The 22830-nt window shown below is 42.3% G+C and carries 18 protein-coding genes and 1 pseudogene; 11 read left to right on the top strand and 8 right to left on the bottom strand.

The annotated features are described in order from the left end of the window. Positions 1-23 precede the first annotated feature (23 nt). From ntrB to ACN222_RS03010, 3 genes are all read right to left on the bottom strand, one after another. Complete coding sequence (ntrB, locus tag ACN222_RS03020) at positions 24-863, bottom strand: nitrate ABC transporter permease (RefSeq protein WP_010994785.1); 840 nt, start codon at positions 861-863, stop codon at positions 24-26. A 56-nt stretch (positions 864-919) separates the two neighbouring features. After that, positions 920-2242, bottom strand: coding sequence for a CmpA/NrtA family ABC transporter substrate-binding protein (locus tag ACN222_RS03015; protein WP_010994784.1), 1323 nt, complete (start codon positions 2240-2242; stop codon positions 920-922). Between the two features lie 133 nt (positions 2243-2375). Further along, positions 2376-3986 carry a ferredoxin--nitrite reductase gene (locus tag ACN222_RS03010; RefSeq protein WP_010994783.1) on the bottom strand — a complete coding sequence of 537 codons (1611 nt, stop codon included), beginning with the start codon at positions 3984-3986 and terminating at the stop codon, positions 2376-2378. Between the two features lie 645 nt (positions 3987-4631). Here ACN222_RS03010 and ACN222_RS03005 point away from each other — a divergent pair. From ACN222_RS03005 to ACN222_RS02980, 6 genes are all read left to right on the top strand, one after another. After that, positions 4632-5042: a ubiquinol-cytochrome c reductase iron-sulfur subunit gene (locus ACN222_RS03005; protein WP_010994782.1), complete on the top strand. Its 411-nt coding sequence runs from the start codon at positions 4632-4634 to the stop codon at positions 5040-5042. Positions 5043-5185: 143 nt separating this feature from the next. Continuing rightward, positions 5186-6382, top strand: coding sequence for a HEAT repeat domain-containing protein (locus ACN222_RS03000; protein WP_010994781.1), 1197 nt, complete (start codon positions 5186-5188; stop codon positions 6380-6382). Positions 6383-6542: 160 nt separating this feature from the next. Then, entirely contained in the window at positions 6543-6902 is a 360-nt protein-coding gene (locus tag ACN222_RS02995) for a type II toxin-antitoxin system RelE/ParE family toxin (protein ID WP_010994780.1), read from the top strand. Continuing rightward, positions 6899-7204, top strand: a complete 306-nt coding sequence (locus ACN222_RS02990) for a helix-turn-helix domain-containing protein (RefSeq protein WP_010994779.1) — start codon at positions 6899-6901, stop codon at positions 7202-7204. Before ACN222_RS02995 ends, ACN222_RS02990 begins: the two co-directional genes overlap by 4 nt. Before the next feature lie 242 nt (positions 7205-7446). Next, positions 7447-8385, top strand: coding sequence for a LysR family transcriptional regulator (locus ACN222_RS02985; RefSeq protein ID WP_010994778.1), 939 nt, complete (start codon positions 7447-7449; stop codon positions 8383-8385). 210 nt (positions 8386-8595) lie between these two features. Then, on the top strand, positions 8596-9666 hold the full coding sequence (locus ACN222_RS02980) for an anthranilate phosphoribosyltransferase family protein (RefSeq protein ID WP_010994777.1): 1071 nt from the start codon (positions 8596-8598) through the stop codon (positions 9664-9666). Between the two features lie 117 nt (positions 9667-9783). On the opposite strand, the gene ACN222_RS02975 is transcribed toward ACN222_RS02980, so the two are convergent. The 3 genes from ACN222_RS02975 to ACN222_RS02965 all read right to left on the bottom strand — a co-directional run bounded on the left by ACN222_RS02975 (position 9784) and on the right by ACN222_RS02965 (position 13614). Next, positions 9784-10272, bottom strand: coding sequence for a hypothetical protein (locus tag ACN222_RS02975; RefSeq protein WP_010994776.1), 489 nt, complete (start codon positions 10270-10272; stop codon positions 9784-9786). Between the two features lie 289 nt (positions 10273-10561). Further along, complete coding sequence (gene dxs, locus ACN222_RS02970) at positions 10562-12469, bottom strand: 1-deoxy-D-xylulose-5-phosphate synthase (protein ID WP_010994775.1); 1908 nt, start codon at positions 12467-12469, stop codon at positions 10562-10564. Positions 12470-12918: 449 nt separating this feature from the next. Beyond that, positions 12919-13614, bottom strand: a complete 696-nt coding sequence (locus tag ACN222_RS02965; protein WP_010994774.1) for an S-layer homology domain-containing protein — start codon at positions 13612-13614, stop codon at positions 12919-12921. 316 nt (positions 13615-13930) lie between these two features. On the opposite strand from ACN222_RS02965, the gene ACN222_RS02960 reads away from it, so the two are divergent. The 3 genes from ACN222_RS02960 (at position 13931) to ACN222_RS02950 (ending at position 17967) form a co-directional block, all read left to right on the top strand. Then, positions 13931-14188 (top strand): Asr1405/Asl0597 family protein, encoded by a 258-nt coding sequence (locus tag ACN222_RS02960; protein ID WP_010994773.1) that lies wholly within the window; start codon positions 13931-13933, stop codon positions 14186-14188. Positions 14189-14254: 66 nt separating this feature from the next. Then, a complete protein-coding gene (locus ACN222_RS02955) occupies positions 14255-14914 on the top strand; it encodes a (2Fe-2S) ferredoxin domain-containing protein (protein ID WP_010994772.1) in 660 nt (219 codons plus the stop codon). A 452-nt stretch (positions 14915-15366) separates the two neighbouring features. Next, complete coding sequence (locus ACN222_RS02950; RefSeq protein ID WP_010994770.1) at positions 15367-17967, top strand: M1 family metallopeptidase; 2601 nt, start codon at positions 15367-15369, stop codon at positions 17965-17967. Positions 17968-18069: 102 nt separating this feature from the next. Here the strand turns inward: ACN222_RS02950 and ACN222_RS02945 are convergent, their stop codons facing one another. Beyond that, on the bottom strand, positions 18070-19161 hold the full coding sequence (locus ACN222_RS02945) for a hypothetical protein (RefSeq protein ID WP_010994769.1): 1092 nt from the start codon (positions 19159-19161) through the stop codon (positions 18070-18072). A 456-nt stretch (positions 19162-19617) separates the two neighbouring features. Here ACN222_RS02945 and ACN222_RS02940 point away from each other — a divergent pair, with 456 nt between their 5' ends. Together ACN222_RS02940 and ACN222_RS02935 are read left to right on the top strand one after the other, a co-directional pair. Next, positions 19618-21336, top strand: a complete 1719-nt coding sequence (locus tag ACN222_RS02940; protein ID WP_010994768.1) for an ABC1 kinase family protein — start codon at positions 19618-19620, stop codon at positions 21334-21336. Between the two features lie 56 nt (positions 21337-21392). After that, a complete protein-coding gene (locus tag ACN222_RS02935; protein ID WP_010994767.1) occupies positions 21393-21764 on the top strand; it encodes a hypothetical protein in 372 nt (123 codons plus the stop codon). A 395-nt stretch (positions 21765-22159) separates the two neighbouring features. Here the strand turns inward: ACN222_RS02935 and ACN222_RS02930 are convergent. Continuing rightward, a pseudogene (locus ACN222_RS02930) lies at positions 22160-22747 on the bottom strand (IS982 family transposase); the annotation flags it as partial. Between the last annotated feature and the right edge of the window lie 83 nt (positions 22748-22830).

Raw genomic sequence — 22830 nt, 5'->3', positions numbered from 1 at the left:
AACGGTCAACAGTCAACAATTAACTACTTCTGATCCGCCACAACTTTACTAGCAACAAACCCAACCAATCTATCTAACAACAAACCCACCAAACCAACATAAATAAGCGCCAAAATAATCTCACTCAAATTAGTTTCAGTAGTTGTGTTGTAAGCATCCCAAATAAATGAACCAATCCCCACACCACCAACCAACATTTCCGCCGCCACAATTGCTAACCAAGATAAACCAATACCAATTCTTAACCCTGTAAAGATATAGGGAACAGTGGCAGGAAAGACAATTTTAAAAAAGTACTTTACCCCCTTCAGCCGTAACACCTTAGCTACATTAATGTAGTCCTGGGGAATTTGTTGTACACCTACCGTAGTATTCAGGAGAATCGGCCAAATTGAGGTAATGAAAATAACGAAAATTGCTGAGGGATTAGCTTGCTGAAATGCTGCCAATGAAATCGGTAGCCATGCCAGAGGTGGGACTGTTCGCAAGACTTGAAATATAGGATCTACCGCATTATAAACTAATGGATTTACACCAATTAAAATGCCTAGTATAATTCCGGCGATCGCCGCTAGAGAAAAACCTAAACCAACCCGTCCCAAACTACTCAATATTTGCCAGCCTAAGCCCTTATCACTTTCACCGTTATCAAAAAATGGATTGATAATAAAAGGGTCCCAAGTTTCCGAAAAGGTTTCTATCGGCCCCGGCAATTTAAAGTTAGGATTCAAACAAAGTAGTTGCCAAATAACCAGGAAAATTCCCAATGCTACTAAGGGTGGTACAACTTTTTTCCACAAGAAATTATTGATAGCTTTTTGAGATTTCCTTACCCTAGCGCGATTCCCTAAAACAGCAGTCATTTTTTACTTTCTCCCGTGGCATTTTAGTTATTTTTCAAGAAGCCATTACAGCCCAATTAGACTTTTTTGATTTTCAAACTATTTAAGTATTCTTCTGGCTTTTCTGGGTCGAATTTCACGCCATCAAAGAAAGTTTCCACCCCACGGGAACTGCTAGCAGGAATTTCCGCATCAGCCACACCAATCGCTTTCGCCGCTTTTTTCCACAAGTCTTCTTTATTGACTTGATTAACAATGTCTTGAACTTTGGTATCTTTTGGTAAATAACCCCAGCGAATATCTTCAGTTAAAAACCAAATATCGTGACTCTTATAAGGATAGGAAGCATTATCTGCCCAGAATTTCATCCGATGGGCGAAGTTTTGCTCCTTACGACCATCACCATAATCGATATTGCCTTTAGCTCTCTCGATAATATCTGCGGCAGCAACATTAAAGTATTTACGATCAGAGCAGATTTTACACATTTCTTCTTTGTTTTCTGCCTTGTCGCACCATTGTTGTGCTTCCAAGATTGCCATCAAAATTGCCTGGGCTGCATTGGGATTTTGCTCAATCCAATCTTGCCGCATACTAAAGGCTTTTTCTGGATGATCTTTCCACAATTCGCCTGTAACTAGAGCAGAATAACCTATTTTTTGGTTGACCAACTGAGCATTCCAAGGTTCTCCTACACAGAAACCATCAACAGTATTGACTTTCATATTTGCCACCATTTGCGGTGGTGGTACAGCTTCCAAAACCACATCTTGATCAGGATTAATACCACCAGCCGCTAACCAATAGCGCATCCACAAATCGTGTGTACCACCGGGAAAGGTAATACCCATTTTCAAGGCTTTCTTGTCAGCTTTGGCTTTAATCGCTGCGTCTTTAAGGGATTTACTTTCTAGGTTGACATTAAGTTCTTTAAATTTCTCCGCCACAGAAATAGCCTGACCATTAGTGTTTAACCTAGCCAAAATATACATTGGCACTTTATCATTGATGGTCATGAGGTAAGGCATGGGACTAAGGATATGTGCGCCATCGATGCCACCACCAGATGAGCCAATTTTTAAGTTATCGCGGGTGACAGGCCAAGATTTTTGCTTGATGACTTCGATATCTGTCATGCCATATTTAGCAAAGAAGCCCTTTTCTTTAGCAATGATGAGGGGCGCCGCATCAGTAAGAGGGATAAATCCTAACTTGGCTTTAGTCGTTTCTACCTTGGGTGCGTTAGCGGCTGAGACATTAGCGGCTGGTGCTGCTGAAGGCGCTTGTTCTCCTGTGGTAGCTGATTGAGAACCATTGGAAGTACAGCCATGTACCAAAATAGAAGCCGCCGCCGCCGCGCCTGTGGTGAAAAGAAATTTTCTTCTGGAAACGTGTGTCATTTTTTGTATGTTGTTAATTCGTCAGTTGTCAGTTGTCATTAGTCAACAGTCAATAGTCAATTTTCTTCCCCATGCTCACTACCCCACTCTTTTTTTGAATTTTGAATTTTGAATTGTTTTCTCCCCTGCTCCCTTATTGGCTGGTAACTAAGGCTTCCTGTCTGGGTTTGGCTCCAAAATTAGTAATGAGTAAGTCTCGTAATACTAGGTGCAAGTCTTCGCAGGGGATGCCTTTTTGTACACAGCTACCTAAATGTGCATCTTTGCCGACTTTGCCACCCATATAGATGTCAACACCTTCCACGGCTTTACCGTTTTTACGAGCTTTTGTTCCCATTAAGCCAATGTCTGCAACTTGGGGCTGTCCGCAGGAGTTGGGGCAACCTGTCCAATGGATTCGCACTGGACGAGTAAAGGTCAATTCTGCTTCTAAGCCTTTAATCATTTCTAGGGCGCGGTTTTTGGTTTCGATGAGGGCGAAGTTGCAAAATTGTGCGCCCGTGCAGGAAACTAGCGATCGCGTCAATGCTCCAGGATCAAGAGAAAATCTCTCTAGTAAGGGATCTGTCAACAAAGTCCTTAACCGCGAGTCGGTAATGTTGGGAATGATGATGTTTTGTTCAACAGTCATGCGGATTTCACCGCTACCGTATACATCGGCTATCCGAGCCAATTCAAACATATCCTCGGCATACAATCTACCTACAGGGATGTGTAACCCTACATAGTTCAATCCCTCTTGCTTTTGCTTATAGACTCCGATATGGTCGCGTTTTTCCCAATCAATTTCGTCTTTGGGGGCTGCGGGGAGTAAGGATTTACCCAAACGCTGTTCGACTTCTGCCCGAAACTTATCTATACCCCATTCATCAATTAGCCACATCAAGCGAGACTTGAGCCGATTAGCCCTGAGTCCATTGTCACGATAGACCTCTAAAATTGCTCTACATAAGGGTAAGACTTCTTCCGGAGTTACCCAAGCATTCAAAGGAATCGCCGCCTCACAGCGTTTAGCAGAAAAGAAACCACCAACTAACACGTTAAATCCAAAGACTTTTTGGTAAGTAGATGATTCTTCCCCATTCCCCAATACCCAATCTCCAATCCCTTCTTTAAATGCTGGAACAAAGGCTAAATCGTTGATTTCCGCATGAACTGAATTATCCCGTCCACCGGCGATCGCAATATTAAATTTACGAGGCAAATTACTAAACTCTCGATTGCCTTCTCCTTTGTTGGTGAGCATATCCTGAATTTGCTGCACTAACTCACGGGTGTCATACAACTCATCCGCATCTAACCCCGCTATCGGGTCGCCTGTGATGTTACGGATGTTGTCCATCCCTGACTGCACACTGGTTAAACCTACTGCATGAAATTTATTGAATATGTGCGGTAAGTCTTCTATTCTGATACCTCGTAGTTGAATATTCTGCCTAGTTGTAATATCAGCGTTGCCGTCATCTCCGTAACGCTGCACCACTTCGGCTAAAACACGCATCTGATCGCTGGTGAGGATACCATTCGGCATCCGCATCCGCATCATAAATTTACCAGGGGTGACTGGGCGAAAGAATACACCCACCCATTTGAGGCGATGATCTCGGTCTGTTGCGTCCATTGCTTCCCATCCCAAAGAGGCAATTTTTTCGATCTCTGACTTGATGGCAAGTCCATCTTTTTCGGCTTTGAATTTCTCAAACTTATTGAGGCTGGCTTTGGGGGTAGTTACTGTATCTGTCATGAGCTGGTTCTCATAAAGTTTTTTTGCTCAAGATCAATCCACCCGTAGTCTTTGCTAGTTCTACGAGGTCTAGTGATAGCAATTTAGTAATCTTGAAAGAACCTCTCCCCCAACCCCTCTCTCTTTAAAAGTTCTGTTCGGAGGAAACCTCCGCTCAGACTTTTCGCTCCGACGCGGAGAGGGGAGTTTGGCTCCCACTTCCCTACAAGGGAAGGGGGCTGGGGGGTAAGGTTTTTGATTAATGAATCGATGCTCTAATAGTGAAAAACCAAATATTTAATTTTGTTGGCGCAGCCTTCCCGCAGGGTATTTTGAATTGATTTATGCTACTTCAATGACTGACACGCCGCCGATGTTTCACTGAAGGTAACTCTAGAACTAAACCGGGGAGAAACTGTAGTCTTTTACATTGGCTAAATTTGTCAAGTGGTTTGTGTGAATGTTTATGTAACGATTTCGATACTTCTAAGGTTATGTCGGGATCTCAGGTAAAATAGTATAAGTAGCTACAAAATTCTCGTATTAATGCGTAAGTTTAATAGAGAATATGCGTTTTCTGCATTACACTTAACTAATGAGTAGCTAAAAATGTTGGTAAAACAAGGCTAGACTTTTGTTTACAACTAATACATAACTTCAGTGGCTATGAAACGTCGGGATTTCATCAATTGGGTAGGTTTGGGTTGGATAGCAAGTAGCTTACCTGTAGCGATCGCTGCTTGTTCTTCCCAGCCCACAACATCTACAGAGGGGCAAGCGATCGGGACTGTTGCTGAACTAGATAAAACTGGTCAATTACTCAACGAAAATTCACCAATTGGCCCGGTGTTGGTCGTGGGTACATCTAAGGACGCAAATCTGATTGCTGTCAATCCTACTTGTAGCCACAAAGGCTGTACCGTAGCATGGCAAGCCCAAGCGAAGAAATTTGTCTGCCCATGTCATGGCGCAGAATATGGAGTTGATGGTAAAGTGCAGAAAGACCCAGCTACAAAACCACTCAAAACTTACGCCGCCAAGATTGAGGGTGATTCAGTTGTAGTCAAGCAAAGCTAGTGTGAGCAAGTAGGAAGCAGGGAGCAGGGGAAAGATTTATTACTCAGCACTCAGCACTGGCTAAACGCCGCACTACTGCTCTCAGCGCAGCTATTGCCCGTAGGGCTTTACAGCACTCAAAACTTCGCTATTCCAAAGGTATTGTGAATAATATCGGTCAAATTTTAGTGCAAGCGCAGGCGGCGCATAGTGCAGATGATTTGTCATTGGTGATTAATAATCTGCAACAGCTGATTTTAGTAGATACACATGACACGGCTAATTCAGAACAACTGCTGGAATTAGCACTCTCTATTTTTGAGTTGGGAGATTTTCAGCAACGTTGGGATATTGCCAAAGTGTTAGTTAATTTGGGCAATGTGACCATCAACCCATTAATTGACATCCTAGAAGATGAAGACGCAGAGGATGAATTGCGCTGGTTTGCTGCCCGAATTTTAGGTGAATTGCAGCACCCAGAGGCGATTATGCCTCTGGTGGAATTGTTGAAAACTAGTGATGATGAGGAAATTAAAGCGATCGCCTCATCAGCAATAGCGCAAATGGGTACAATCGCCATTCCGGTAATTGTTGAACTCTTAGCACAAGAAAATACAAGACTTTTGGCAGTGCGATCGCTTGCTTATATCCGACATACACAAACCATCGCCCCTCTGTTGAGTGTGGTACAAGATACCCAAGCATCTATCCGCGCCGCAGCTATCGAAGCTCTCAGCAGTTTTCATGATCAACGTGTACCACCTATACTGTTGAACGCTTTAAATGATCTATCTGCCACAGTTAGACGTACAGCGATTCAGGGTTTAAGTTTTCGCTCTGATTTATCTTCAGAATTAAATTTGGTAGCTCAAATTCAACCCAAACTCTACGATTTTAATATAGAGGTTTGCTGTGCAGCCGCCAATGCTCTGGCGCGTATGGGTGGTGATGATGCAGCTCAGCATTTATATAAGGCTCTAATATCAGCTCATACACCCATTACCTTACAACTAGAAATCATCCGCGCTTTAGTTTGGTTAGAATCGCTTATTAGCCTGGAATATTTACAACAAGCATTTAATCAAGTCACAACAGAAACACTATGGCAAGAAATTGTCACAGTTCTAGGAAGAATACAAAAGCCTGAGTTAAAAACACCAGCCACAGCCATTCTATTAGAGATACTGAACTCGCCACATCCAGCTACAAAAATTCATAGTATGAAAAGTGCGATCGCCTTATCTTTGGGTCAGCTAGGTAATGCAGAAGCAACGGAAAGCTTAACTATGCTGTCAACAGATACAGATGAACTTGTTCGAGTCCATGCGATCGCTGCACTGACAAAATTAGCGTATCTTTGAAAACCGACACTGGGGATCAAATCAGAAATAACAGCAGTGCATATGCGGAGCATTGTCTTAGAGATAGCTGAAGAAGATTCTTTCTTTACTTGTCTCTGTACAGATATAACCATAATATGAGTTCAAGGTGATATTTCCGGTAAAATATTTGTAAATAACAATGACCTGGGAGGTAGAGTTTACAGACGAGTTTGAAATGTGGTGGGTTGAGTTAGAGGAAAGTACCCAGGTTGCTATCGATGTAGTAGTGCGACTAATTGAAGCGCGGGGAGCAAAGCTTCCTTTTCCCTACAGTTCAAAAATAAACAGCTCACGTCATTCCCACATGAGAGAGTTGAGGGTGCAGCACAAAGGAGAACCGTACCGAATACTCTATGCCTTTGATCCAAGGAGAGTCGCTATTCTTCTCCTTGGAGGCAACAAGGGAGGAGATGATCGCTGGTATGAGGAGAATGTGCCAAAAGCAGATACGTTGTATGACGAACATTTAGAAGAATTAAAAACAGAGGGGTTCCTATGAAAACGAAGCCATTTGATGAACTTCGTAAAAAAATGACTCCAGAACAACAGGCAGAAAGTGAGATGCAGGCAAACCTTGTATTGCTCAAATTAACACTTTCCGAACTTCGAGAGTCACTTGGACAGACACAAGGTGATGTGGCAAAGAATATGGGAGTAGTACAATCGGCACTTTCAAAGATTGAGCATCAGGATGATATTCAAATATCCACCCTCTCTCGATACATTAAATCTCTTGGTGGAAGTCTGACAATAATTGCCTGTTTTCCTGATCAGGAGGTTGTGATTTCTCAGTTCGATTGATATGCGAGTTGCGTAGAATGATCAACCTTGTAGATATCGCTTACTTTAAACCTATCATCAGCACTGCTCATACTACTGTAGATGTACTTCACCCTAACTCTTACCTTTTAAGAGATTAGGCAGGGGAAAATAATTAATGAAATTTGTGTTAATTGCCAAAGCTGTAACAAAATCTACCAAATTGGGGAGCAAAATCAGCTAACTTAATTGAATGCCGTAAATGTAATTAAGGCTACATACAAATGCGACTAGAGCAGTTGCAAGCTTTTTTGGCGATCGCGGAAACTGGTAGCTTTCAAAAAGCTGCCAGTAAATGTGGTGTCACCCAATCGACAATCAGTCGGCAAATCCAGTCTTTAGAAGCTGATTTGGGTTTAGAACTGTTTCATAGAACAAATCATTCCAAGCTGACCTTGGGTGGTGAACGCCTGCTACCGCGCGCCCGCAAAATTTGTCTGGAGTGGGAAACTGCTACACAAGAGTTAGGAGATTTAATCGCCGGGAAGCAGCCAGAATTGTGTATTGCTGCCATTCATTCCCTATGTGGTTCATACTTGCCACCAGTGTTACAAAAGTTTTGCCGTGATTATCCAGAAGTACAATTACGGGTAACATCGTTAGGTAGCGATCGCGCACTCAAAGTTCTCAAAGATGGCTTGGTAGATTTGGCGATTGTGATGAATAATCGCTTTCTCACCACTGGTAGAGATATGGTGGTGGAAGTCCTTTATGATGAGCCGATAGAACTCTTAACAGCAGCCAATCATCCCTTAGCTGCATACGAGCGTGTCCCTTGGTCGGAGTTGGTACGTTATCCCCAGGTGGTTTTTAAAGATGGTTATGGGATGCAACGTTTAGTCCAAGAGAAATTTGAGCGATTGGAAGCTACGCTACAAGCGGCTTTAGAAGTCAATACCCTAGATGCCTTCCGGGGAGTTGTACGCCAAGGGGAATTAATTGCTTTGCTTCCTTCCTCCGCATTAGTAGAAGCGCGCCTTGACCCCACCTTAGCCGTGCGTCCCTTAGCTAATAGTGCATTACCGGAAAATTCTGGCTTAACACGTCGAGTAGTCATGGTCACAACTCAAGACCGTCTGCAAATTCCTCCCATCAAACATTTTTGGCAACTAGTGAGAGAAAATATTCCGCCAATAGTTGAGCGACAGCGATCGGCATCGTAATATCAATTCAAAATTCAAAATTCAAAAAGCCAGACATTACAAAGGTTTGAGAGTATGTGTCTGTCGCATTATTTTTTGAAATTGCTATAAGGTATACGATTAGTCAATAGTTCATAGTTCAGAGTCAAAAGTCCACAGTCCAAAGCAACAATACGACTAATGACTAATGACTAATGACTAATGACCATTGACCGTTGACTAATAACTTTTATGAGTATTGTATTCAGGGATCTGCTGAAAAAAGTAGGGAGTGGGAACCATACGGGAGAAAGTTTAAACCGTGTTGAAGCCGCCACCGCCACTAAGATGATGTTCTTGGGTGAAGCTACACCAGCCCAGATAGGCGCATTTTTGATCGCCCACCGGATTAAGCGCCCAACGGGAGAAGAGTTAGCGGGAATGTTAGATGCTTTCGATGAATTGGGGCCAAAACTGCAACCAATCTCTTCTAAACGCCCAGTTATAGTTTTCGGCATACCTTATGATGGCAGAACACGCACTGCACCAATCAGTCCGGTAACAGCGTTACTCATGGCCACAGTCGAACAACCAGTGGTAATACACGGAGGAGATCGCCTACCGACGAAATATGGATTACCTTTAACCGAGATTTGGCAAGGATTAGGCGTAAATTGGACTACCTTATCACTAGAAAAAACCCAAGAAGTATTTGCACAAACAGGAATCGGCTTTGTTTATACACCAAAGCATTTTCCCTTAACTAATAGTATTTGGGAATACCGCGACCAATTAGGTAAGCGTCCACCATTGGCAACGATGGAATTAATTTGGTGTCCCTATGCTGGGGATGCTCATGTAATTGCTGGGTATGTTCATCCACCAACAGAAGGGATGTTCCAGGTAGCATTGGAACTGCGGGGAGTAAGTAAATTTACTCTTGTGAAGGGATTAGAAGGCAGTTGTGATTTACCACGCGATCGCACAGCCATTATCAGCTTATCTTCAGCATCACCAGAGCTAGAAAGAGTCTTCCTTTCAACCCATGAATATGGTTTTACTACCAAGAATGTACCTTTGGGTAGCACCGAAGAATTACTAACTCAAATACAGGATGTACTTGCTGGTAAATCCTGTGAATTGCAACAAACAGCCTTGTGGAATGGCGGCTTTTACCTCTGGCGGAGTGGAATTTGCGCGGATATGCGATCGGGTATTGCTAAGGCAGAAGAATTATTAAATAGTGGGTTAGTAGCTGCCAAATTGCAAGAATTAATTCAAGTAGTTAATTCAGTTACGGAAAATTTGCTTTCTATTACCTAAACCCAAAAATCATAGAATCAGGGTAATGGTTGATGGAAACAGTCTCCGGGAAAAACTCAAAAAACAAGATACCCGATTTTAAAGAAATCGGGTATCTGCACCCTTGATGTTTCTTTTCTAATTATTGGTGAAAGCACCTTTGATATTATCGATAGTACGCTCAACAGCATTTAGATTGTTGTCTACTGCTGTTTCTGTACGAGCTGCATCTTCTTCTGCTCTTTTCTGAATCCGAGACGCATCTTTGTTAGCTTTGCGCTCGGCTGTGCTACCATTATCGGTTGCATCATCGACACGGCTAGCATTTGTTCTGGCTGCATCTTTAACGTTATCTTTGGTGTCGCGGATGAATTCTTTGGATTTGTTACGTAGACTATCGGTTGCGTCCGAAGTTGCGATTAAATATGTAGAGTTATCAGCCATTGCTGAGGTGTCGGCGAAAAATGCACCTTGCCAAACGAAAGCGATCGCTGATAAACAAAATACAGTTGTAGCTATCCAACGTCCTAAATTTGAGAGCTTTTTCATAGAAAAATTCAGTTTCATAGAATGTAACTTGCTTAAGATGAAGCATTCTATTTTTACTTTATCTAGCTCATCAGCCATATCGTTCTCTAGGTGGAGGTTTTATCGTCGTAAGTTATTAGATAAAATCGCTCTTTTAATAGATTGCTGGAATGAACGTAATACCAATATAAAAAAGGTGGGCAATACCCACCTGAATATAAATAGGACTTACGCAACTGGCATATTATTTTAAGTTTGTAGTGAGGACTTTAGTCCTCAAAATAAGAGCTAAAGCCCTTACTACAAGCAAAAAATAAGACTTTTTGTGACACTTGCGTAATCCCCGGATAAATTATGGCTTGGAACCTCGTACAAGTGAAACAGAAACTTAGCTTACAGGAGATGGTTGCTTTTGAAAGTAAGCCTGTAGAACTCTTTCCGCAATTTGACGGCTAGTTAAACCTAATTCCGCCTTAGACTCATCTGGAGTAGCGTGTTCTACCAATACATCAGGAATACCAATGCGCTTGACAGGAACCACCACATCTGCATCTAACAATGCTTCTGCTACAGCTGAACCAAAGCCACCCATCACACAGCCTTCTTCCAGGGTGACAACCCGCCCAATTTTCTGAGCCAAAGGCACGATTAATTCCGTATCTAAGGGTTTAACAAATCGGGCATTAATCACAGTCGCTTCAATCCCGTGTTCGCTGAGAATTTCCGCCGCCTGCATACTGGGGTAAACCATTGTGCCGTAGCCGATAATTAATACATCATCACCGTTGCGGAGAATTTCACCTTTACCGATTTCCAAAGGTTCCCAGCCTTCTTCCATCAGGGGTACGCCATAGCCATTGCCACGAGGGAAACGCATAGCGATGGGCCCGGTGGTATGTTCAATACCAGTAACTACCATGCGTTGCATTTCGGCTTCATCTTTCGGTGCCATCATTACAATGTTGGGAATGCACCGTAGATAGGCAATGTCATACATACCTTGGTGGGTAGGGCCATCAGAACCAACAATTCCCGCCCGATCCAAACAGAAGAATACTGGTAAATTTTGGATACAGACATCGTGAATAATCTGGTCGTATGCCCTTTGTAAGAAAGTAGAGTAGATGGCTGCTACAGGACGCATACCTTCAGTTGCCAAACCAGCTGCGAGGGTGACTGCGTGTTGTTCCGCAATGCCAACATCAATATATTGATTGGGCAGTTTTGCTTGTAGCTTATCTAAACCTGTTCCTGTCGCCATAGCCGCAGTAATCCCAATAATTTTGGGGTTTTGTTCTGCTAATTTAACTAGGGTATGGGAGAAGACTTTGGCATAAGCAGGGGGTTTGGGTTTGTTGGAGGGAATTGCTTTGCCAGTTGTCAGGTTAAAAGGAGTTTGGGCATGGTAGCCTACTTGGTCTTTTTCCGCGAGTTCGTAGCCCTTACCTTTGATAGTGGCTACATGAACTAACACTGGCCCAGCTATTTGGTGTGCTTGTTGGAAGGTAGCAATCAATTCCTCTAAATTATGCCCATCAACTGGCCCCATGTAGGTAAAGCCCAGTTCTTCAAATACTGCACCTACCTTGGGAACGGCTAAACGTTTCATCCCTTCTTTAATTCTTCCTAATTCGGGAGATAGGGATTCGCCGACAAAGGGAATGTGTTTGAACTGTTCTTCAAAATTATCCTTGATGAACTGCACCGGGGGACTGAGGCGCATTTTGTTGAGGTAGCGAGGAATCGCGCCGACGTTGGGAGAAATAGACATCTCATTGTCGTTGAGAACAACCAATAAGTTGGTTTTCGGCAAGTGTCCAGCATGGTTGATAGCTTCCAACGCCATACCACCTGTTAATGCACCATCGCCAATCACGGCCACGGCTTTAAACTTTTCCCCGTTCATGTCTCGTGCTAAAGCCATACCCAATGCTGCGGAGATGCTGGTTGAAGCGTGGCCTGCACCAAAATGATCGAATTTATTTTCACCACGTTTGAGATAACCGGCAATTCCATCTTTTTGTCTGAGGGTATGGAAGTCGCTGTAGCGTCCTGTAATCAATTTGTGGGGATAAGCTTGGTGTCCTACATCCCATATAACTTTATCCCGGTCTAAATCTAGAGTCTGGTAAAGCCCTAGTGTTAACTCTACAACACCCAAGCCAGGCCCCAGATGTCCACCAAATTCAGCTACTGTTTGCAGGTGTTTATCTCGAATCTGACGGGCAATTTGTTGCAGTTGACGGATGGATAGACCGTGCAGCTGATTGGGATGGGTGATTTCACTCAGATGCATATTATAGGGTTTTCCTCTCTAATCTCTACTTTTGGTATTCTGATTTTCCCACGGTCGGGTAGCCCGGAGAATTAGACTGTTACTAAGTAGCAGTCTAAGAAGTGTTCACTAAGGATGGGTAATTAAGCACTAGGCTATCAGCATTTTTTACTAGTAATCATGCTTTATAACCTACACCGCAAAATTACTTGAAAAAGTGTAATTAGATTCATTTTTGCAAAATTAGCAAAGTAGAAGAATATCCTGCTGATAGGTTGTTAACAACACACTATGCAAGGATGATTAAGAGTCTAGAGGCTAGGGAATAGAGCCTATATTTAGTCTATTCTATCCAAATGTACTATGATACGGTGCAGCAAAAATAGACATACTACTCTTAAGCAAAAATAGCACCGTATAGATATGTTGTAATTTTATTTTTATCTGCTGATTTTTACGTAGTTTGGGTATTAAGGTAGTTGTGGACTATCTGTAGTCGTGGGAACTACTGGGGTGTCTGGTTGCTTTTGCTGTCTTTGCAAATATTTACTCAGCAAGTAAGCCATATCCCCACGGGTCATAGGTCTTAATGGGGTGATGTTATTCTGAGCATCAGTATTAATAAATCCTTCTGTAATGACTGTGGCGATCGCTCTTCTCGCCCAATTTGGTATAGAATTCGCATCTGGATAGGGTGCGAGTATCTCGTTGACAACATCATCAGAGAATTGAAATACTCCATAAGCTTGGGCAAAAATTGCTAAGGCTTCTGCCCTTGTCACCCGTTGATTAGGAAAGAACAAATTCCCCCGATAGCCTTTCATCACATCTGTTTTCAAAACTGTTTGAATATCTTGATACGCCCAGTGAGAACGAGGTACATCGGCTACTGTGATTGATTTTGGTTGGTTAGCGGCTTCTTGTTTATTGAGACGGAATGCTTTTACCAAAATCGAGGCTAGTTCGGCACGATTCATTAACCTTTCTGGATAAAAGTTTCCATCTGCTGAATTAGTCATCAAATTGGCAGCAATTACCTGTTGAATTGCTGTGGATGCCACATCCCCAGTATTTTCGCTTCCTTGGGCTTGAACAATTACTGGGAAGCCTTGGAGTAGTAGTACTAATGAAAGGGTACTGAGTAAAGGCCGCATAGTTCTTACCATCTTGAATTTGCTTCGATGTAGTTTTTAATACTGAGTGGTGAGTAAGCCATTCTTTAATTTTGAATTCCCCCTCAGGGGGTTGATTCTTAACTATGGTGACGCATTTTTACTAGCCAGGTGTCCCATCTTCGATATCGACGAATCAACCTGAGTTTGGGGATCAAAAAAATTGTTGAGAATTTTTTGCTAAACTAACTGAGAATTGTTTGCACTTAAGATATGCTAATAAAAGAAACTGTACTCCTAAAGATTCTCAATATTGGGGAGTAAAAGTTCGATAATTACTGCAAGTTAGTTGCACTTGAGGGCTAGTCGCTTGAAACAGTTCAGTTCCGAAGTAGAAGAAAAGTCCGTTGTAGAAGTAGATTGGGCAGATCGTTGGCAGGTATATCAGCGCTTACAGGAATTAGAAATTCCTTGTTGGTGTGAAGCTAACCAGCCACTGAAGGTTGAACTTGTCACCCCTATGACAGTTGTTCAGCTTTGGAGTGTGATGCGACAATTCACATCTTCTCGCCAAGATTTAATTTACTCTCTTGAAATTAATTGGCAAAGCCGTTATCCGTATTCTTAACGGATGGCTGCAATATGTCTCACTTAATTACTCAGACTTACTTTAGTTAATCAAAGGTGGAACAATATGGGTGTATGCCACAGTAAAGATGTATCAGAGTTTTGCCTTGAAGGCAGATTTATGGAATTTGTTATTAAAGATGGCTATAAGCTTAAAGGTTTATTACTACTAACTGCTGACGGTGAATGTTATGTTAAACTGTCCAAGCAATTAAGGTTTACTTTTGACTGGCGTTTACCTACTGGTACTTTGTTACAAGTGGTTGGTGAAAAAAAGTATGATGCTAAAACTGGCAAAGTTACTCTCAAGGCTGAAGCTGTGATGGCAGCTAGAACAGAGACATCATCGGCAGTTAAACAAGTCCCAGCAATGGAAAACACAAAACCAAAACCAGAGAAGGCTAAAGCTACAATTTTGGTGTGCCAGAAGTCCGACTGCATGAAACGAGGCGGTAAAGCACTTTGTCAAGCACTAGAAGCGACTTTAAGCGATCGCGGTCTAGAAGACCAAGTTACCATTAAAGGTACTGGCTGTATGAAAAACTGCAAAGCTGGGCCTAATTTAGTGATGCCAGATAAAACTCGCTACACCCGTATTCAAGCAGACCAGGTTCCTAAGCTGATGAATAAGCATTTTGCTGACAGTCAGCAATCAGATCATTCCCATCAAGCGGTAATATCAAACACCAATAAATTTGAACCATTTACCAGAGTTTCAGCTTTTTAAGCATCAGGTATTTCGAGAGTGTTTGTCCTGTGTTTTTTTCATAGTTGATTCGATATTTCGTTATAAAAAATTAAATTATGCAATTTGTGGGGTGAGGCATTGTGTCCACCCCATATTACTGAGTCTTCCTTTATATAAAATCATCATTATTTTAAATATACAGTGGAAACCAAGCGATCGCCCCCACATGGTAGGTTTAATTTACTACGCTTTCCGGGTGATGATTGCGATCGGTTTTTTCCTTGCAGGTTTAATGCTCGTGAGTACATTGTTTTTCGAGGTAAGGTAACTGGCGGTAGCTATGGGGAGTAGGGGAGTAGGGGTTTCAAACATTTATATCCCTGTACCCTAGACACTTTTAATTGCTAAATTTGGGAAATCTACCAAAGAGCGTTATTTTTGGAGAATATACTCAGTTAAAATCTTCAAAATAAAAAGGCCAGTTAGCATCAATGCCACACTCTTATTCTTTTGACCAAGATAGTAACGCACATAAATCATTTGAACTACCCGGAGCTAGGCCACACTATAACCCCGATCGCCCCGGCCAAGTAGAGCATATTTTTCTCGATTTGAACTTAGATATTCCTCAGCAAAGTTACGAAGGTAGTTGCAGTATTCGTTTATTGCCTATCCGCAACGGTATAGATCGCTTAACTTTGGATGCGGTTAACTTGCAAATTCGATCTGTGCAGGTGGATGAGGTAGGGCAGGACTTTGATTATGATGGCGAACAGTTGGTAATTCAACTATCCCAACCCACCGAGATTGGCAAGCGGATATTAATTGCGATCGCCTATGCTGTGGAAAAGCCCCAGCGCGGTATCTACTTTATTCAACCAGATTCACACTACCCTAATAAAACCGTTCAAGTTTGGACTCAAGGCGAAGATGAAGACTCGCGCTTCTGGTTCCCCTGTTTCGACTACCCAGGACAACTTTCTACTTCAGAAATTCGGGTGCGAGTTCCTAAATCTCTCATGGCGATTTCTAACGGTGAACTGATTGACACTCAAGAAGATGGCAAACATAAAATCTATCACTGGTCACAACAACAGATTCATCCTACTTACTTGATGACCCTCGCCGTTGCCGATTTTGCAGAAATTCGGGATGAATGGCGCGGTAAACCAGTCACCTACTATGTAGAAAAAGGACGAGAGGCGGATGCTAAACGTAGCATGGGCAAAACTCCGAGGATGATTGAGTTTTTGAGTGAAAAGTATGGTTACGCCTATGCTTTTCCCAAATATGCCCAAGTCTGTGTCAGCGACTTTATCTTTGGGGGTATGGAAAATACTTCTACTACCTTATTAACTGACAGATGTTTGCTAGACGAACGCGCCGCCTTAGATAACCGCAACACTGAAAGTTTGGTGGTTCACGAACTAGCCCACCAATGGTTTGGTGATTTGCTAGTTATTAAACATTGGTCTCATGCTTGGATTAAGGAAGGTATGGCTTCCTACTCTGAGGTGATGTGGACTGAACAGGAATATAGCGCCGAAGAAGCCGCATATTACCGTTTATTAGAAGCGCGGAGTTATTTGAGTGAAGATAGCGGACGCTACCGCCGACCGATGGTAACCCACGTTTACCGAGAAGCCATTGAACTCTATGACCGCCACACCTACGAAAAAGGATCTTGTGTTTATCACATGATTCGGGCGGAATTGGGAGAGGACTTATTTTGGCAGGCAATACAAACCTTTGTCCGGGATAATGCCCACAAAACTGTAGAAACAATAGATTTACTCCGGGCAATTGAAAAGGCTACCGGACGCAATCTCGCTTTCCTGTTTGACCAATACGTTTATCGCGGTGGTCATCCTGATTTTAAAGTTGCTTATTCTTGGGACGGGGAAGCGAAGTTAGCCAAGGTAACAGTCACCCAAACTCAAGTACCCGCAGATAAGGATAAAGATGTATTTGACCTGAGAATCCCCATTGGTTTTGGCTATAACCAAACAGAAGCAGCAGCAAAACTGCAAACTTTCACCGTGCGGGTACATGAACGGGAACAAAGTTTTTATTTCCCACTCACAGAGAAGCCAGACTTTATCAGCTTTGATGTGGGTAATCATTGGCTGAAAACTGTGTCTTTAGAATATCCCATCCCAGAGTTAAAAGCACAGTTAGCATCTGACCCAGATCCAATTTCGCGTATATATGCGGCGGCAGCTTTGGCGAAAAAAGGCGGATTAGAAGCTACTAAAGCCTTAGCAGCATCTCTGAAAAATGAACCATTCTGGGGTGTGCGGGTGGAAGTGGCGAAACAGTTGGCAGAAATTAAGCTAGACCAAGCTTTTGATGGATTAGTTGAGGGTTTAGCAGATAAAAATGCTTATGTACGGCGGGCTGTGGTGCAAGCACTAGCAAAAATTAAAACCCTCGCTAGTTATAAGGCTGTCAAAGGTGTAGTCAAAGATGGTGATGCTAGTTACTACGTAGAGTCGGCAGCTTGTTTGGCCTTAGGAGCGATCGCCGCCATTAATTTCGATGACAAATCCAAAGAAGAAAAAGCGATCAAGCTCCTGCAATCAGTTTTAGAAGAAAGGGCTGGGTGGAATGAAGTAGTTCGCAGTGGGGCGATCGGTGGTTTAGCTGAACTCAAAACCTCGGAAGCAGCGTTAGATTTGATACTTGAGTATACAAAACTCGGTGTACCCCAACCATTACGCTTGGCAGCAATTCGGGCATTAGGCAAAATTTCCCCTGGTCAAAGCCCAGTCAATTTAGAACGGATTATTGCCCGGCTAGGCGAACTATCTAAAGAAAACTTCTTTTTAACCCTGATGGCAGTTGTCGCCGCATTAGGGCAAATGGAGACACCAAAGGCAATGGGAGTATTGCGATCGCTCGCAGATCAAACAGCCGATGGGCGTGTGCGCCGTTTCGCCGAAGAAGAACTGGCGAATGTGCAGAAAAACATCGGCACAGACAACGCTTTACGAAAATTACGCGAGGAATTTGACCAACTCAAACAACAAAACCAAGAACTTAAAAGCCGTCTAGAAAATCTAGAAGCTAAATCCCAGACTGTTAAACAGTAATCAGATGTCTTTGGTTTAAATTGCACATTTTTTCGTGTTGGCTGTTGACAGTTGACAGTTAACAGTCAGCAGTCAACAAACCATAAAAGGGTCATAGCTTATCTAGCTTGGTAATGGTGGAGCTAGAGGTGCGCGTCTTGTAGCACCACCTCCACCTATGCTAGTTGGGCTGTTGTTATCCACGATGTAAACTGCCTGATATAGCTTCATGATGTCGTTGTAAAAAGTACCAGATGAAGCTTCAAAACTATAACCATATTTTGTTTTAAACTCTTCTGGAACTCCTTTTTCTACTGCTATATAGTGACCATCCCATCCAGCATCATCAACAACATAAGCACCGTAATTTTGTAATGCACGAAAAAGCTTCTTGCCAACTGGAGTTTGTAATTGCAGACTAGACTCGGTGACAGATGGTGGAATTGCTAGTAGGGTTCCTTGTACAAAAGCAGGGTTTTTTCCACCATAATTAGTGGCGGCGGCGTTGTCAGCTCGGTCTGCTGGCCAGCGATACCCAGGAAGACTACTGGAATAATAGAAGTATTTTTTCCCCCACAGGACAAACTTGATAGCGTGGCGGATTGGTTGATCATTAGTCAGTTCGCCTCTACGAATTGAACCGCCAATAGAAGAAAGTCCAGATCCGAAATGCGCTCCACCTATGCCTTGACCAGATAAACTCAAATCAGGGTAATAGCGCCAACCGTAAATTGGCCCACCCTTTTGACAACGAGCTAACGGCTCAAGTTGTACTAAGGTTTTACCATCTGGCATCAAAAAAGCGGAGGCATTGTTCGGCGTACTGTAGGGAGTTAAGGTAGCATCGGGAATGATTAAACTATTGGGAACAGGTAGAGATATGTTCATATAGTTGGTACCAGAACACCTTTTAGTCCAGCTACCAGGAGAATAGACTGGGCGTAAAGGATCACTAGCTTTTAACTTGTAAAAATACTCTCGATCCGGCCCAAACCAACCAGCCTTTTGAATATTTGCCGGTATATATTTAGCGTTTGAGCCTATGGGCATATTCCAAATTGACGTGGTGGAAAATGGCCATAACCAAGGATCTCTCGTAACTGTTTGACTATTAGTAGCTGAAGTTGTAGAGATAATAGTCAATCCAATACTAACTATTACCGCAAATACACGTAATTGATGCTTGCGGTATTTCCAGAAGGAAAACAATTTCATCAGAATCTAGCCTAGAGAAGTTGATCAAGGGAACTAAGCTATAACTTACGCACTAAGCATCAAAATTCAGGTGACAGTCGTCCTTTTTAACTTTTTAGCTAACACATTGCTATCTATTCATAACTTGATTTAGAAAGTTAGAATTAGCGATTTATCTGCACACCCATGATGAAATTTTGCTGCGAAGTGCGTAAAAAATATAACTTGAAGATAGTCTTCCCAGACTGAGGTTGTAAATAACAGTGAAGAAGTTGTAGTTTTATAAAGTATAATTAATAAAAAGATAGAAATATCTGGGCAGTTCAATAAGCTAGCATAGCTGCGAACAAGCCCAAAAATCAAGATTAATAGTTTTTTTTCACAGAAAACTACCCTTAGCTTCGACTAGCAAACAAATTGCGGGTCAACACACAAAAGGACACTGTAAATTTCCCAGAAGAAGAGGCAGACAAAGGCGTGGGTCAGTATCAACCTGGTCAGCTAAAGCGCTACAATCCCGATGCGATTGCTCGTTACTATCGTTTTCGTCCCTGGCTAGCATGGGGACGGCTATTCAAAATAACTTGGTCTTTTGCCATGTTTGTTTTGGGTTTGAAGTGGGATGAATGGCAAAATCAAGTAGAGCAGAACAAGGGAAAACGAGCTACCCAGTTGCGAGAACTACTTACCCGTTTGGGCCCTACATTTATTAAGGTCGGTCAGGCTCTCTCCACTAGACCAGACCTAATACGTAAGGACTTCCTAGAAGAACTCATCAAGCTGCAAGACCAATTGCCAGCTTTTGATAATGCGATCGCTTATCACATTATTGAATCAGAGTTGGATAGACCCATATCAGATATATATAGTGAGCTTTCCCCAACTCCAGTTGCAGCAGCTAGTTTAGGTCAAGTCTACCGAGGACGCTTACTTAGTGGTGAGGAAGTGGCGGTGAAGGTGCAACGCCCTCATCTGCGCCCCACTCTCACTCTTGATCTTTATCTCATGCGTTGGACTGCTAGTTGGTTAGCACCTTGGCTACCACTCAATCTTGGTCATGATTTAACTTTGATTGTGGATGAGTTCGGCACTAAGTTATTTGAGGAGATTGACTACCTCAATGAAGGTCGTAACGCGGAAAAATTTGCTCACAACTTCCGCAATGATACCCAAGTAAAAGTCCCAAGTATTTATTGGCGTTTTACCAGTAGTCGGGTTCTAACTCTAGAGTGGATTAACGGCTTTAAGCTCACAGATACTGACAGTATTCGCAAAGCTGGTTTAGACCCAGAAGCGATTATCAGTATTGGTGTCACCTCAGGCTTGCAGCAGTTGTTGGAATATGGCTTTTTCCACGCCGATCCTCATCCAGGTAATTTGTTTGCCATGCCTGACGGTCGTATGGCTTACATCGACTTTGGCATGATGGATCAGTTGGAAGAAAACAGTAAAGAACGTTTGGTAGATGCACTAGTGCATCTAGTCAACAAAGACTATAGTGATTTAGCCTTAGATTTTGTTAATTTAGGCTTTCTGACTGCCGATACCAATATTGCCCCCATTATTCCGGCATTGGAAACAGTGCTAGGAAATGCCATTGGTAAAAATGTCAGCGATTTTAACTTTAAAACCATCACAGATCAGTTCTCGGAACTGATGTATGAGTATCCATTTCGAGTCCCGGCGAAGTTTGCCTTAATTATTCGTTCTCTGGTGACACAAGAAGGGATTGCACTGAGTCTCAATCGCAATTTTAAAATTGTGGATGTGGGTTATCCTTACGTAGCCAGACGGTTACTAACTGGAGAATCACCGGAATTGAGAAGGCGGTTGCTGAATGTGCTGTTCAAAGATGGTAGATTTCAGTGGCAACGCTTGGAAAATTTGATTGCGATCGCTCGCAGTGATAACAATTTTGATGTATTACCCACAGCCAGAATGGGTTTGCAATTTCTCTTGTCTGATGAAGGTCAATTTCTCCGCCGCCAGTTGGTGCTAGCGCTTACAGAAGATGATCGCTTGCACACAGAAGAAGTTCAACGCTTGTGGTCTTTGGTGAAAGATGACCTCCAACCAAATCGCATATTCAATGTGGCGATCGGTTTGCTGACAGATTTATCTAGGGAAGGGGTTGCCGCTATTTTACCTCAAGCAACATCTTTTGGATTTTTTGATGAATCCCAGGCAAAAAATTAAAAATCAACTTTTCTCATCTTTTTAAAAAATCTCATTAATTCTCATGGGGAGTTTTCATGTACTATTATCCTTTGCAACCGCCCTATTTCTTGCTACTTCTAGGTCTATTTGTAGCAGTAACCTCCGGCATTGCCTTATCTGGGACACTAAAATTAGTAGTACAGAAGTGGCAAATCAATAGCGACGAAAATTCTCAAGCTAGTTCATCATTAAAGAAACTTTTGTCCGTACCCTTTTTAGGAATAACTAGTGGTACTTGTTTATTTTTATCTTCTGGTTTAGAAATATTTGGCTTTCCTGATTCTCTAGCTTTAGGAATCGGTTTACCGCTCAGTTTGCTGACTTGCTTATTAGTTTGGTTGCAATTAGGTAGTATGTTAACTTTTGCAGAACGCCAAGGAATGAAATCACTAGACTTAGATACTTGAAGGGGCGACTAGCAAAAATCAACATCCGTACTTAACAAATTGATGAAGATTTAGTAATACGTAAGTAAGTATGCGTATTTAAATGTAAGATGTAATTGCGTTATCTACGGGACTCAATGGTAGAACACATTATATTTTTTTAAGTCTACCTACTTAATAGGGAAATTACTTATTACCGAAGTGACTGTTTGAATCTCTCTATTTAGTGAATTATTTTGGGTTCCCGTACCTCGCAAGTAATATTTCTTACAAGTCAATTTTATGCTTGTATTTGTAATTCCTCTAAAAAGCCAACAAGTTGCCAAATCCTGGAGTAATGTTTCTCAACTATTTGAGAGATGCCTCCGCTCAATTTGTGAACAAACTGATACTAACTTTAACGTGAGTTCGACGAACTAAAAAACAGCAGTAAGTAGAGCAGGTAAGCCTTTGGGATAAATATCAAGCGAGGGTTTCTGAGGCAAATAAGTGTAGGCAGCTAAACCAGCCATTAAGTTGACCAAAAAGTTGAAAACGCTGCGATGGCGAGAATGTTCAATTTGACACAGGTTTTTCAGGTGGTCATTAACCGACTCAATGACTGCACGCTTGCGTAACAGAATTTTATCAATGAGTTTAACCAAGCGGTTTTTCATGTTCTTTTTAGATTTGGTAACTAACTCTAACCCCCGCTCATATAACTCCTCAAAAAGTTTTTGTGAAATATATCCTCTGTCACCAAACAGTTTACCAATCAAATCTTGAGTCATATCTGGAACTGGTTTTCGGTCATCGGTATTTGCACTCGTTAGTTTGAATGCCAGTAATTCTCCTTTGTCATTAATAACTAAATGCAGTTTAAATCCATAGTGCCACCCTACAGAATTCTTCCCCCATTCCACTAATCCTTTAAATACCTTATTTGCGTGGGCGCTACATCTATGACAAACTTCGATTGGCGTAGAATCGATGAAGCTTATGCCTGTAATTTCTCCTGTACGTGTAGGACATAGCTGAGACATCCTTTAATTTTTCTTCTTATTTCAGTCTCAGCTTTTTTCTTCACCTAAATTAACCCGTCGAACTC

It is taken from the genome of Anabaena sp. FACHB-595, assembly GCF_048568275.1.
Lineage (GTDB): Bacteria > Cyanobacteriota > Cyanobacteriia > Cyanobacteriales > Nostocaceae > Trichormus.
This window is presented reverse-complemented; position numbering and strand designations above follow the sequence as displayed.